General features: G+C 56.1%; 12 protein-coding genes. 2 read left to right on the top strand and 10 right to left on the bottom strand.

From position 1 onward, the window contains the following. Positions 1-86 precede the first annotated feature (86 nt). A complete protein-coding gene (locus ACK8P7_RS06995; protein ID WP_410043504.1) occupies positions 87-695 on the bottom strand; it encodes a hypothetical protein in 609 nt (202 codons plus the stop codon). Between the two features lie 488 nt (positions 696-1,183). Between ACK8P7_RS06995 and ACK8P7_RS06990 the strand changes: the two genes are divergently transcribed. Together ACK8P7_RS06990 and ACK8P7_RS06985 are read left to right on the top strand one after the other, a co-directional pair. Further along, entirely contained in the window at positions 1,184-1,399 is a 216-nt protein-coding gene (locus tag ACK8P7_RS06990; RefSeq protein ID WP_410043503.1) for a DUF3791 domain-containing protein, read from the top strand. 207 nt (positions 1,400-1,606) lie between these two features. After that, positions 1,607-2,860: an ATP-binding protein gene (locus tag ACK8P7_RS06985; RefSeq protein WP_410043502.1), complete on the top strand. Its 1,254-nt coding sequence runs from the start codon at positions 1,607-1,609 to the stop codon at positions 2,858-2,860. Positions 2,861-3,412: 552 nt separating this feature from the next. Here ACK8P7_RS06985 and ACK8P7_RS06980 read toward each other — a convergent pair. The 9 genes from ACK8P7_RS06980 to ACK8P7_RS06940 form a co-directional block, all read right to left on the bottom strand. Continuing rightward, positions 3,413-5,275, bottom strand: coding sequence for an AAA family ATPase (locus tag ACK8P7_RS06980; protein ID WP_410043501.1), 1,863 nt, complete (start codon positions 5,273-5,275; stop codon positions 3,413-3,415). Between the two features lie 215 nt (positions 5,276-5,490). Beyond that, positions 5,491-6,192, bottom strand: a complete 702-nt coding sequence (locus tag ACK8P7_RS06975; RefSeq protein WP_410043500.1) for a histidine phosphatase family protein — start codon at positions 6,190-6,192, stop codon at positions 5,491-5,493. A 180-nt stretch (positions 6,193-6,372) separates the two neighbouring features. Then, positions 6,373-6,747 (bottom strand): bifunctional adenosylcobinamide kinase/adenosylcobinamide-phosphate guanylyltransferase, encoded by a 375-nt coding sequence (locus tag ACK8P7_RS06970; RefSeq protein WP_410043499.1) that lies wholly within the window; start codon positions 6,745-6,747, stop codon positions 6,373-6,375. A gap of 116 nt (positions 6,748-6,863) precedes the next feature. After that, positions 6,864-7,664, bottom strand: a complete 801-nt coding sequence (locus ACK8P7_RS06965; RefSeq protein WP_410043498.1) for an adenosylcobinamide-GDP ribazoletransferase — start codon at positions 7,662-7,664, stop codon at positions 6,864-6,866. 125 nt (positions 7,665-7,789) lie between these two features. Beyond that, entirely contained in the window at positions 7,790-8,338 is a 549-nt protein-coding gene (locus ACK8P7_RS06960; protein ID WP_410043497.1) for a bifunctional adenosylcobinamide kinase/adenosylcobinamide-phosphate guanylyltransferase, read from the bottom strand. Then, complete coding sequence (locus tag ACK8P7_RS06955) at positions 8,335-9,738, bottom strand: nicotinate-nucleotide--dimethylbenzimidazole phosphoribosyltransferase (protein WP_410043496.1); 1,404 nt, start codon at positions 9,736-9,738, stop codon at positions 8,335-8,337. Before ACK8P7_RS06955 ends, ACK8P7_RS06960 begins: the two co-directional genes overlap by 4 nt. Before the next feature lie 57 nt (positions 9,739-9,795). Continuing rightward, positions 9,796-11,316, bottom strand: a complete 1,521-nt coding sequence (locus ACK8P7_RS06950) for a cobyrinate a,c-diamide synthase (RefSeq protein ID WP_410043495.1) — start codon at positions 11,314-11,316, stop codon at positions 9,796-9,798. A 24-nt stretch (positions 11,317-11,340) separates the two neighbouring features. Continuing rightward, on the bottom strand, positions 11,341-12,666 hold the full coding sequence (cbiE, locus tag ACK8P7_RS06945; protein ID WP_410043494.1) for a precorrin-6y C5,15-methyltransferase (decarboxylating) subunit CbiE: 1,326 nt from the start codon (positions 12,664-12,666) through the stop codon (positions 11,341-11,343). A 58-nt stretch (positions 12,667-12,724) separates the two neighbouring features. Beyond that, positions 12,725-13,804 carry a precorrin-6A/cobalt-precorrin-6A reductase gene (locus tag ACK8P7_RS06940; protein WP_410043493.1) on the bottom strand — a complete coding sequence of 360 codons (1,080 nt, stop codon included), beginning with the start codon at positions 13,802-13,804 and terminating at the stop codon, positions 12,725-12,727. Positions 13,805-13,812 lie beyond the last annotated feature (8 nt).

Here is a 13,812-nt window from a genome sequence, read left to right as displayed (position 1 = left end):
TCATTCTGTCTTTAGTTTAATGCAGAATATCTGTTCATGTATATAGTGAGTGCATACAAATTTAAAAAATTACTAAGGCAGTTTGATCAATCCCACAGATCCCAGACCCACTTCCGAAGCAGCTCCATCCCCTGATCTATACAGGCCCTCTGATACTCCTGAATCTTTTTTGTTTCTTCTAAATACTTATTCCACAGATCCCGATTTGCAGGCAGCAGCGATGGAAAGTGCGCTATTCTTTTTTTCTCTTTTATTTCCTCTTCTGTCCTGAGCTTTTCGCCCAGCGTACCATAGCTGTCAGATAACGTCCAGAAGGCCTTCGCCCATTCTTCCTCGTACGGGTTGTTCCGGGTACAGGTTCTGTCGTTCGCCTCTCTGAAGCAGTGCGCCATCTCAGACAGAATCCTGCCCCACTCCTTGTCCCCTCTCTCGTTGGCTTCCTTATCCTGATTCATATTCTGCTCGTCCAGCAGCGCAGACGGAAAACCATGCCGCGTCCAGTTTAGCTCATCCAGCATATTCGGTATCACAGAGAGGAACCAGTCGTCCATCATCCATATATCCCGATCACAGTACCCATAGCGCACACGCTGATACATGTACCGCAGATTCCGCCCCCAGCGCGCCAGCTTCTCCACCGGATTTTCGAAACGCACTGTGTTCTTTTCCAGACAGGAATATTTCTGTTTTTTCATTTCATGATCTCCATAGTGCATACGCTGAGATGCGTACCGTAATATATCGTGATTCTACGATTGCGGCACACACTTGTCATTGTACTATGGGTTTAAACCGATACGTTCACCATCACTCACCTATGTTGTACGCACCGGTATCTGCTGGCTCCGCGATAAGCTTGCAGCCAGAAGCATTGGCCTATGGGCGCAAAGCATCACAAGGCTGGATCGCGGAGTCACAGAGCTCAGGTCGCATAAGACAGGACGAAGGTGGACTCTGCAGCTCTAGGGCACCGATCCCTATGACCTGGTGCAGGCTTTCATCTTTTCCAGTGCCCACGAGCGGTCGATGTACGGTCTGTCTTCATAAAGCTCGTATTCGCCTCCTGACAATTATGTTGTAGCAGAGGGATCAGGCAAAATATTGTACATGGCTCGCAAATCCTGGTCGAGACATGTTAAAATATGGAAAGCAATGACATTAAATCCAGCCCTCCGTTAAAAGTATGGATGAGAATAGTTTTTCCTTCACTGTTTACATGATACATGCCTGCGCTAATCGCTGGAATGTCGCGCCTTCACGGGTGTATCAGGCATTGAAACGGAGCGGCTGTCTGGACCGGTATCTGCTCCCGAGCTATGACATCCTCCATACACTGAGTACGGATTATGTGGTGCAGGATATCGAGGAGTATCTGGAGGAGAGGGACGTACCTGTATGAACGGAGATGTGCTCGAAAAATACTACAAAGAGGCACTGTAGTTTAAAGCCATAAAGAAACCAGGCTTGCGATGAAGCTATGAAAGATTTTTGCGTATAACCGCAATAATCTTTCATATGCTGCTTGCAAGCCAGCCCCGCTCGGGGTATGATGCTATTAAAGATTTTTGCGTATAACCGCAAAAATCATCGATAGGAGGTATGCCATATGGAAATCAAAAGAGATCGCTACCTGAATACACTCATCAGCAAGGAGCATAACGGTCTTATTAAAGTTATTACCGGTATGCGCAGATGCGGTAAGTCTTATCTTCTTTTTACGCTCTTTAAGGAGCATCTGCTGTCAGAGGGTGTAGCTGAAGATCATATCATTGAGATCGCTTTTGATGCTTTCGAAAACAGGAAGTATCGCGATCCTGATGTACTGTACCCATATCTGAAAGAGCAGATCAAAGATGATGCGATGTATTATGTACTGCTTGATGAGATACAGTTGCTTGGCGAGTTTGAATCTATTCTCAACAGCCTGATTCGTATGAAAAATGTGGATGTTTATGTGACCGGAAGTAATGCCCGTTTTCTTTCAAAAGATGTCATTACGGAGTTCCGGGGACGCGGCGATGAAGTGCATATGCATCCCTTAAGCTTCGCTGAATTCATGTCCGTCTATCAGGGTACGAAGCAGGACGGGTGGAATGAGTATATGCTTTATGGCGGTATTCCTCTGGTGCTTGAGTTTACCACCCCGGATCAGAAAATTGCGTTTTTGAAATCTCTCTTTGAGGAAACCTATATTTCAGATATCGTTGGCAGGCATCATATTCGCAATAAGGCAGAACTCGAGGACCTTTTGAATATTCTGTCCTCGGCGATCGGCTCTCTGACCAATCCGGAAAAACTGTCTGCGACATTTCAAACGGTTAAGAAAAAAAAGATCAGCACTTCGACACTCAGGCGGTATATTGATTATCTCTGTGATTCCTTCCTGATTGACAGCGCTATTCGATATGATGTGAAGGGAAAGAAATATATTGATACACCGGTAAAGTATTATTTTACGGATATGGGGCTTCGCAATGCCAGGTTGAATTTCCGTCAGATTGAAGAAACGCACAGCATGGAGAATATCATTTTCAATGAGCTGAAAATGAGGGGCTTCAATGTGGATGTAGGTGTGATCGTGCAATACGAAACCAATGGTAAAGGCAACGGCACCCGCAAACAGCTGGAAATTGATTTTGTCTGTAACCAGGGTTCTAAGCGATATTATATCCAGTCTGCTTATGCGATTCCTGATCAGGCTAAAATGGAGCAGGAACAGCGATCTCTGATGTTGACAGGAGATTTCTTCAAGCGATTGATCATCACCAAAGACACACCTGCCCCTTATTACAATGAGTCCGGCGTACTGATTATGAGTGTCTATGACTTCCTGCTGAACCAGAACAGTCTGGAATATTAATCGCTTCATGAGGTCACTTTATGGGACAGCCCCATTAAACCATCCGTCGAATGACAAATCCTGTCCGCTGCCGACCCGCGCAGCCCCGTGACTGCGCCCAGGCGTAAACATTGACAATCAAATACCGTACGAGACTTTACTATTCATGCTTGTGCATGGCTTCGGTTAAGGTTTATCGTAAATGCTTATCGGTTATCGGTTACTTCTTATCTGTGAAGGTGAAATGTTTCTAAATATTCAGGTCTGAGAACCATATCTGTTTACATTCTGTAAACGCTGTCTCGTAGAAAACCTGCAGGAAACTGCGTGCGGAGGTTCGGTTTCAAGCACAGACGGAGGGGTGTCACAGGGCACTCCTCTTCTTTTTATGCGTGGACACTTTATGGGGTCTGACCCCATCTTCCGATCTGTTCGTTACGGCAGCCTGCATTGGCAACTGAATCGGTAATCAGCTGATGCTGCTGAGGATATCAGAACCCGCAGAGGTAATCATAGAACTCCTGAATTTAACGGGTCTGATCACACGAAGAGATCCCTAAAGGTCTGTACTGCTTAATTCATACAGATATCAAGTTCCTTTCCGGAAAAAGCGATGCCAAACTTCAGCGTTCGGCTGACTCCATTTTCCTGCAGTTCTTCTTCGTAGTGATTCGTTTCGATCTGCGCCATGGCTTCTTTCGCCAGTAATTCCAGAGACTGACTGCTCAGATCCTTTTTCCATTTCATTTCCATGATGATACCAGGATACTGTTTGCTGCGTGGAATCATGCAGATATCATATCGGCCCTTGCCGGATTCTCTGTTTGACTTTATTTTGTACTGATTATCCATTAAAGCGATCAGGCCGAGCACCAGGCCATGATAAAAGCCTTCTGCACCTGCATCATGAAAACTGATGCAGTGATGCAGATAATCTGAGATAGCCTGCTGCAGCTTTTCACAGTCATTTGCATACAGGCTTTCTGCGATGCGGTTTGCAGTAGTTTTATTGATCTCGCCAGTATGCAGAAAATGCGATAATATCTCAGAGGCATATACCGCAGCGATTTCTTTGTTCGGGATCAGGACTTCGCACAGGTATGAGCCGTCAGCCTGCAGTTTCCTGCTGGAGGCTTTTAAATAGCCGGCGACCAACAGCAGGCTGTAGACATTTTCCGGATGCTGTGTCAGGGATCTGTAGATGACATTTTGATCGATTCTGGCGATCGCAGGCTTCCCCTGCAACAGAAGGTACAGCTTCTCTGTGATATCATCGGTCGCAGCATTCAGAACGTCCTCCAGGATTTCGTTTCGGCCTGTATTCGCCCAGTAGGCCTGCGGCATGCACCCATTGGCAACATAGTTAACGACAGACCATGGATTATAGATATCTCTGGTACCGAACAGGTATCCATCGTACCACGCTCTTAATTCCTGCTCTTTGTCCAGGACGCCGTAATAACGTAGCATCTCGCGTACCTCTTCCACGGTAAAGCCGAAGTACTGGTCGTAAGCGGCGTCCAGAACCGTGTTTACGGACAGATTATTCAGACCGCTGAAGATACTTTCCTGCGCGATTCGCAGGATGCCAGTCAGGAATCCATAGGACAGATTTCGGTTATCCTTGAAGGCACCCGAAAAGAAATTCCGCATGAATCCGATGATTTCCTCATAGAAATTTTTCGAATATCCCTCTTGGATCGGCGTATCATATTCATCGATGATGATAATCGGCGCCTGATGGTAATGCGCAGTCAGCATCTTCGAGAGTTGTTCCAGCGAGGCAGCGAGGTCCACCTCATCCGCGTTTCCGCTTAAGATCTGGCGGAAGAACTCCTTGTCGTAGTCCGCGATCGTGTCGTCGGTCAATATCTCCTGATGCCTGCCATACTCATCCTGTAATAAGCGCTGGATCTTCCGCACGGTGGCTGCCCATGTGTCGAATTTGACATCCTTAAAGGTCAGAAAAATGACCGGATATTTTCCCTGATATTTGCGACATGCCTCTCCGCACTTCCAGATTTTCTTATCCACGAAATACCGGCTTGTATCTTCATCAGAGATTTCGAAAAAGACGCGGAGCATATCCATGTTCAGCGTTTTACCAAATCTGCGCGGACGTGTAAACAGGGACACCAGCGGCTTTCGATCCAGAAAATCCTTGATCAGCATCGTCTTATCGACATAGTAATACTCTTCCTGCGCGCGTACATAATCTGAAATTCCGATCGGCAGCGCCTTTCGTACCGGTGCTTTCTTTCGTTTCATATAATTCCCGGAGCTCACTCTTCCATCCGCCGGCTTCACCGCATCATCCGGAATCCGCCATGATTTTCCTTCCTTAACAGCACCTGGGATCTCCCCTCTTCGGCACAGATCATTGACTGCATGGTCAGAAATTCCCCACTCGTTTGCGATTTCTTTATTCGTCTTCATGGTCTTCCTCCTTTTTAGTGGGTCGTATCCCGTATTAATGCATCTATATCATACTGCTTTTCTCCCGATTCATCAACGAAAATCCATATTTATCCCGTACTGTTTGGCATGTATCCCGTATGCTTGGTACTGATTCCACTTTATGGGGTCTGACCCCATAAACTTCTGTTTAGATCCTCTTTAGAAAAATTTAATGTGACCCCATTACGAAATTCTTAAGATCGGCATGTTAAGTCGAGGCGGTAACCTTCCCCGGGTTTTACGCTCCACTCGAAGTACGGTTTGTGCGGCTCGGCATAGCGTTCCATCAGGGCCATGATCGTGCCGCCGTGGGCGACGATGGCGATGTTTTCGCCGCTGACTTCTGGTCGTTCTTTTTTTACGTTTTCTGAACTTCCATCGTACTGCAGTTTAAAGACAATCTCTCGCTCCATGCCCGCCTCTGTTTCACTGGCTACGGATGCATCCGCTGTCTTCATCAACGTCTGGATTCTCGGCAGTACGGCGCGTTCGAAGCCGTCACACACGCGTCTCGTAAATTCGGCCTTGCTTTCACCGCCGGGGAAGGCGGTTTCGCCGCCAGAGTCGATGTAGCGCTGGTACGCGGCGCGGTGCGCGGGGTCCGGGTCCTGGTTGATTTCCTGCCAGCTCATGTATTCGAACACGCCGAAGTTCATCTCCATGAATTCCGGGACCACGATCAGCTCCGGTGCGGGGCCAGGAAACAGGCACGCTGCCGTTTCTCTGCAGCGGCGTGCGGGGCTCACGAAGACGATCGCCAGGTGAAGATTCATATCCGCCGACTTCGCCCGCAGTCGTTCTTTCTCCTCCGGCAGGAGGCCTTCGTCGGTCGCGCCGACGTAGCGGTGCTCCTGATTTCCCTTCGTCATACCATGACGGATCAGCCACAGTTTCATTTCATAATCCCTTTCTTCCACTCATCCCACACAGATGTGGTCCCTCGCATCCAGCGTTCGACATACGAATCAGCTTCCAGCACTTTCAATCGCATCCAGCGCTGACATCACGCAATTCTTCGTAATCCCTCCGTCGTTTCGTCGCACCCATACGCTTCTCTTCCGGCGACTCCCGCTTCTCTACTTGATCCTCTGCGCGATGCCGGCGACCACGCGATACACCTCGTCAGCTTCGGCGGCGATGCGGCACCCGACACGCCCCACGGCTTCCCGCCACGCGCGCTCCTCCGGGTCCAGCGGGACCACGCCGCTGCCGACCTCCGGATAGATGAGGACGAGGTCCTGCGTTTTCGCGAGATCGTCTGAAGAGGTGCTCTCCCACATCGTGACGAAGTCGCGGACAGAGGCATTGGCCTCCGCCAGGGGATCACGCCCGGCCCGTACCGCGTCGCGGATCTGCGCGGCGAGCCCGTCGATGCAGCGGACATGCGCGAACTGTGCGGCGAAGGCGTGCTTGCCCTGCGCCATGCCGCCGATGATCATAATCAGTTTCATCTTACCTCCGATTCCGGCCTTTCTTCGGCCAATGTCTTCGTCCTCTGTGTACATACCCGCTCTCGTCTTCGACGGCTGCGAAACCGCGTGAGCCAGCGGGGTGTTCAACCTCCCGATCAGTGCGTGAACGCGCTGCTGAGAATCAGGCACAGCAGGTTGCCAGCGAGGATGGCACGCTCGCAGTTGCACAGAAAATAGCCGCAGAGGTCGCCGGTCGTGCCGCCGAAGATCGGAAGGATGCGGCGGCGGTACCACCAGAAGCAGAGGCCGGCCATCAGGAGGGTCACGAGTGGGTACAGGAGCGGGGTGCCGCAGAGAAGGGTCGGCACGAAGAGGAGCACGCCGGCGGCGATGAGCTCCGCGGTGAGGATGCTGGCCACGTGGCGGTCTGCTGCATCCGCCATCGCACGAACCATGCCGTCCTTCCGCGCCTTCGGGAAGCGCACGACGCTGAGTCCGGAGAGGATGCGGGACAGCACGAAGCCCCAGCAGATGCACGGGAGGGCCTGCGCCGCGGTGTTCATGGTGGCGGTCTCGGTCCAGCAGGCGAGGACGCTCAGGATATAAAGTAGGCCGTAGATCGCGGCGAATGCACCGATGTGCGGGTCCTTCAGAATCTCGAGCTTCCGCTCCTTAGGAGCGTAGCTGTGGAGCGCGTCCTGGGTGTCGAAGTAGCCGTCGAGGTGGATGCCGCCGGTGAGCACGATCGGGAGCGCGGTGAGGCAGCTCGCGATGAAGAAGGCGTGCAGCCCGAGGCGCGTGAGGACGAGCCAGGCGAGGCCGCTCAGGAGCGCGAGGACGACGCCGACCAGCGGGAAGAAGCACATCGCGTATTTCATGCTGTGCTCGTTCCAGTCGGCCGGCGGGGTCGGGATGCGCGAGTAGGTCGCGAAGGCGATTTTCAGTGAATCGAACATAAAACTCCTTCTGAGCGCCGCCCGCAGTGGGGCGACGGAGTATCGGTGTGGTTTGTGACGGGGCGGTCAGCGTGCCCTGGGAAGCGGCGCGGCAGAGCGCCGTCGTGTTTCAGTACGCCGCTGTCTCAGGCTTTCAGCTGTACCGGGATGCCGTAAACGACTTCGGTCACCTGGTCGGCGGCGGCGCTGAGCGCCGCGGCGAGGTCGGCGAGATCGCGCAGAAAGCGGTCGGTCTCTGGCCCGTAGTCGATGCCGTCGCTGTAGAGCTCGTTGGCAACGATGATGAGCGCACCGGCCTGCTGCCTCAGCTCGAGCAGCGGGGCCACGATCTCGTGCGGATGGCCCGACGTCCCGTAGACTTCATTGGCATACAGATTCGTGAGATCCTCGAGGAGGAAGACGGCGTTGTTCAAGGCTTGCGCGCGGAGCTGCGCGATGTCCGTCGGGCACTCGATCGTCGTGTAGCCGCGGCCCGCGCGACGCTTCTGGTGCTTCGCGATGCGCGCGGCAGCGTCAGCGTCCCGCGGGGCGGGGGTCATCGTCGCGACGTAGTAAAGCGGCCCGCCGAGCTCGGTATGCAGGCGCTCCGCAAGCTGCTCCGCATATTCTGATTTTCCGGAACCGGCCCCGCCGGTGATGTAGTAAAGTCTGCCCATGTTGCTCCTGTTTTTCACTTAAATCGCTGGTACGCCTCGACGTGAATGTCATCGAAGCTGCCCATGCCGCGGTAGACCGCCAGTGCGGCGTCGAGCAGCGGCAGGAGAAGCACTGCGCCGGAGCCCTCGCCGAGGGACATATCTGCGTCGATGATGGCCCGCAGGCCGAGCGCCTCGAGTGCCTTCCGCGCCGCGCCATCCTTCGACACATGCGAGGCCAGCGTGACGTCGGCGACGGAAGCATGGATTTCAAAGTCTGGCAGCGCGTCTGCCGCGCTTTCTGCAATTCGCTTTACCTCTGGGTTCGACATCTGTTCTGGCTTCGATGCACTTACTGTGGCCACGGTTGCAGAGTTGGTGGTATCCGAAGCGTTTGACTCCGCCAGAATCCGGCTCGCGGCGAGCGCCGCTGCCGTCGAGATCGCGCCGTCGATCACGATCGGCATCTGCTCTTCGACCGCTCCGAGAAACATCCCGGCCATCGTCGCGATCTCCAGACCGCCCAGCTCGAACAGAAGCTGCTTCGCATTTTTATAGTTGACCCGGCGAAGCGCCCGTCGGACGCAGTCGCGTTTCCGCTCGAGGCCCTCGTCACTGAGGCCGGCGCCACGGCCGACCGTCTCTTCCACCGGAAGCCCGAGGTACGCCGAAAACAGCGCACTCGTCGGCGTCGTATTGCCGATCCCCATCTCTCCGGTCAGAAGGATGTCGTAGCCCTGTGCTTTCAGCTCCCGGACGAGGCGGCGGCCCAGCGCCAGTGCCCGCTCGCCCACCTCCTCTGACATCGCCGGCTCGATCGCGATATCACCGCTCCCATGCTGGAGGCAGCGATCGTTGACGCGATCTGTGCGGAGCGCCGCGGATGTAGGCATTGGCCCGGAAGAAGCGGAAATCTGTGATGAGCTGGTGGCTCTGATTTCGTCGTCTGCCGGCACTCCGGACGATCTGCTGTCACCTGCGCTGAGCATGCCGACGTCGATCGGGAAGAGGTCCACTGCGAACTGCTGCGCCAGCACGCTCGTCGTGGTCAGACCGCGCGCGAAGTTTTCAGCGACGATGCGCGTCACCGAGCTGTCCGTCTGCGTCACACCCCCGCGCACGCAGCCGTGGTCCGCGCAGAGCACCGCCAGTGCCCGCCGTGTGATGTGCGGCTGCGCCGTCCGCTCGATCATGCAAAGCTTCGTCACATGCTGCTCGAGCACGCCCAGGCTGTCGATCGGCTTCCCGAGGCTGTCCCAGTGCTGCTGCGCCAGGGAGCGGTAGTATTCTCGATCACCCGCGCACTCATGTGTGCGGGTGCCGACAGCGTCACATCCCTGGCTGCTGGTACCGGCGTACTTTTCATATTCTTCATGCACAGTATGACCGGCATGATCCATTTTCTGCTGATCGATGTCTCTCTTCATAGATTTTCTCAAGTTATTCTCTTATCTGTCGCTTTTACCACCCGGAACTCTCTCGTCACCTCTACTCTATCAGAAATTTCCCTGCTGTTTCTTCCGCCATGTCCGACAGCTGTCGAGGAAGTGGGCGAGGGCGGCGGGGTTACTCCAGTAGTAGAAGTGCGGGAAGCCGGCGGCGAGGCTATCCGTAAGGTAGATGCCTTCGTAACTGCGGGCGCTTGTCGCTGCGTGGCCGTGGCCGGCCGCGGGTTTCGTAAGCGTGCAGTCCGCGCCGTTGAAGTCGCAGTCGTAGCGGTGAAATTCATGCCCGCGCAGTACCGTACCGGCCGGGCCGAGCACGCTGTCCCGTCGGGTCTCCGCCTCGACATAGCCGAAGCGCACCAGCCGCGGCTTTCGCTCTGCGTCACCCGGCAGAACGCCGCACATCGCGACCTGCTCGATGGCCTCCTGCAGATACATGTAGCCACCGCACTCGGCGATCGTCGGAAGCCCATGCTTCACCGCCTCCGCCACGGATGCCCGCATCGAAGCATTGGCATGGAGCGCATCCCTGTAGAGCTCAGGATAGCCGCCAGACAGGATCAGGCCGTCGACCTCCGCCGGCAGTGCCGCGTCATGCAGCGGGCTGAACGGCACGAGCTCTGCGCCGAGCTGCCTAAGCAGCGCACGGTTCTCCTCGTAGGTGAAGTTGAATGCTTCGTCCTCGGACACCGCGATCCGCACGGGCTGCGGCCTATCCGGCTGCGGCTTATCTTCTTTCAGTGGTGACTCCACACCGGCGATCTCCAGCAGCCGCTCCACCTCCACGCTTTCTTCCATCTGCGCGGCGACGCGTTCCGTCCAGCGCTGGAAGTCTTCGATCTCTCCCGGCTCAACGAGCCCTAGGTGGCGGGACGGGACCTTCAGCTCCGGCAGCTCCGGCAGGTAGCCGAGGACCTCAATGCCCGGACAGTACGCTTCGATCACGCTCTTCAGGCGCGGATAGAACATCGGCGACACGCGGTTCAGGATCAGGCCGCGGATGCCGCTCTGCCTGCTGCCTGCCTTTTTCACTGGTTCAGTACGACGGCATCCATCCGACGGGCTCGCGGACCCGGAATCCCCAGTGCACGCCGGTCGGCCCGGCGTCGATCTGCCGTTCTCCGCACTCATTTTTTCCCCAAATTCCATCATCCCGCGTACGAGGGCGGCGATGCTCACACTGGCGCCCTTCGCGTCCATCACGAGGATGGTCGGGGCGTTGAGGATGTGTGCGATTTCCCAGGTCGATGCACGACTCGACACGCCGCCGAGCCCGTCATAGTACCCCATCACGCCCTCGACGAGCGCGAGCTCCGCACCGCTCTCCACCACACGTTTCGTGAAAATCCGCCGAAGCGTGGCCGCATCCGTGAAGAAGCTGTCGAGGTTTCCGGACGGCACGCCGAGCACCCGCCGGTGGAACATCGGGTCAATGTAGTCGGGCCCGCACTTGAAGCTCTGAACCTTTACGCCCCGTTTTTTCAGCACGGCAAGAAGACCACAGCTGACTGTGGTCTTGCCTGCGCCGCTTCGATCCGCGGCGATCACGATTTTCCGAAATGTATGTCTCATAGGGTTTGTGTTCTGAACGCCGCCTCAACGTCTCGAGATTCTAGTGATGGTGATCGGGTTTTCCGCGCGGTGCATGTGATAGCTGCCGCGGCGCTCGAGGCTGGTCGCCTGGATCTCCACCATCTCAAACTGGTAGTCCGTGAGCCGGCGTTCGATCTCCAGCACCTCGGCGCTGGACTCGAGGGTCACCGTATTGATGACGATGATGACATTCGGATTGATGCCGATCGCCCAGTCGACGATCGCACCAAGATTGCCCTTACTGCCGCCGATGAAGACGCAGTCCGGGATCGGCAGCGGACCCTCGTCGGAGACATTCTTCCGCTCATCCGGTGCCTGGAAGCTCTCTGTCGCGAAGCAGGTCGGGGCGATGCCGCGCACGATGCGGATGTTGTCGACCTTGAACTGGTAGCGGTTCTGCTCGAGCGTGTAGATCGCGTCCTGATCCACCTCGACAGAAATCACCTTTCCCTCCGGACAGGTCAGCGCAGCCTCAATCGACACACTGCCGGTGCCGGCGCCGATGTCATACATGATGCTGTTCTCGCGAAGAGCGAGACGGCAGAGGCTCAGCGCACGCACATCGCGCTTCGTCATCGGGATCCCATCGAGCCGGTTGAAGCGCTCATCCGAGATACCGAAGCTTCGTATGGATGCACGGAAGCCGTCATTCTCAAACAGCGCGATGGCGAGGCGGTCGAAGCTCTGATTCCGAAGCTCGCGCGGGGAGCCGACGGTAAACTTCTCATCCTCGTAGCTCAGGCGCTCGCCGACCGTGATGCGCACGTTATTGAGGCCGAACTGTACCAGCTCCTGCGCGATGATGGAGACATTGTCCTCGGCACCGAGCAGGGCGCAGACGAAACGGTTCTCGCGGATCAGCGGCACCATGTCCTTATGCAGGCCGTGCAGGCTGACGAGCTTCACGTCCGCCATGCTGATCGAGCGCTTGCTGAGGAAGTACTGGATGCTCGACACGCCGGCATAGTTCCGGATCTCGAGCTGCTCGAGCATGCGGTCGTCCTCATAATTTTCGTCGTGTACCTCCGCCATGTGCTTTTTCAGCGCTCGACGCAGCGGAATCGCGCCGGAGTACACGCTGGTGTCGCCGGTGAAGACCGCCGAGATGGTTTTCTTTTCCGGGTGCGCGAGGATGTACTCGACCATCTCCTCCGTGCGGAAGGTCTCGAACAGCTCCGGGCCGCCCTCTGCCGGCAGCGCCGCCCGTGCCGTGTTCAGCGCCCGCGTCGCCCCCATCACCACATCCGATGCCGCGATGGCATCGACCGCACTCTTCGTCAGCATATCCGGATTTCCAGGGCCTACCCCGATCAGGTTTACGATTCTCATGTCCTACCTCCATATCTGCAGCTGTCCGTCCGTAGAGACGGCAGCGTCGCTTCGATCTTCATATTATGCCGCGGTCTGCTGCTTCCGCCTGCTCTTCGCTGCGTTCGGTCGCGTTTCTCCCGCACGTCCCCACTCTTCCGATCTCGTGGATCCGTCGCAGCACCGCATCTGACTTCTCTCTATCATACCACGCCGCGTCCGGGATCGAAACCTCCTTTGGTCGGCCGACACAGATGACCTCCACACCGAGCGCGAGTGCCGCTTCACATTTCTCCGGGAAGCCGCCGGTCTCGCCCGACGCTTTCGTGACGAGGTAGCCCGCGTCGGCATACCGAAGCTGTGCGACATTCATCTCTTCAGAAAACGGACCCTGCATCAGGATGAGATGGTCCCGCCGGAAGCCGAGCACCTGACACTTCTCCAGCGCCTCCACCGTCGGCAGTGCCCGCACATAGCAGCGCGCCGCGAAATCCGGGATCTGCGTGTAGGGTGTGAGCTCCTTCGAGCCCGTCGTGATGAGGATGTTCGGACGCTGCGCCGCTGCAGAGGATGACCGGTCCGACTGTGCTAGCCACGCCGCTGCCTCCTCGATGGACTCCACCCAGTGAAACGCCGCACCCTCCGACGCACTGGCCTTTCCACCTGCACCGCTATCCTCCCGCTCCACGCGGATGCAGCGGACCCCTGCTGCCGCACACGCCGTCAGGATGTTCTCACTCACCACCGCCGCATACGGATGCGTCGCATCGATCACCAGCCGCTGTCCGGATAGCTGACATCGTTCAGCCTGCCTGCATTGCCCTGCTGATTTCGGCGATTCGGATTTCTCCAGCTCTCCGTCTGTATCATCTGGCATGAGCTTCAACTGCTGCCGGGCCGTCTCATCTGACGTGAATCCCGTCGCCTGCCTGGCTGCCTCAAACAGCGCCGTCATCTCCTCTGCGTCCAGTCGACCGACATGCACCGTGATCCCTGGCCCCGCCGGCAGCAGACTCGCCCCATACGCCGTCGTCACATACACCTCCGCAGCGATCGGCAGCCCCGAGGACTCATGCGCCGCCCACGCTCTATTCACTTCGACGATCGCTTCTGCGATCTTCCGCCCCTCGGTCGTCCCACCAAACAGAAATATATGCATCTCGCTCC

The sequence above is a fragment of the Oribacterium sp. P9 genome, from assembly GCF_046365365.1.
Classification (GTDB): Bacteria; Bacillota; Clostridia; order Lachnospirales; family Lachnospiraceae; genus Oribacterium.
The sequence above is the reverse complement of the archived record's forward strand: the minus strand, read 5'-3'. Positions and strand labels throughout refer to the sequence as shown.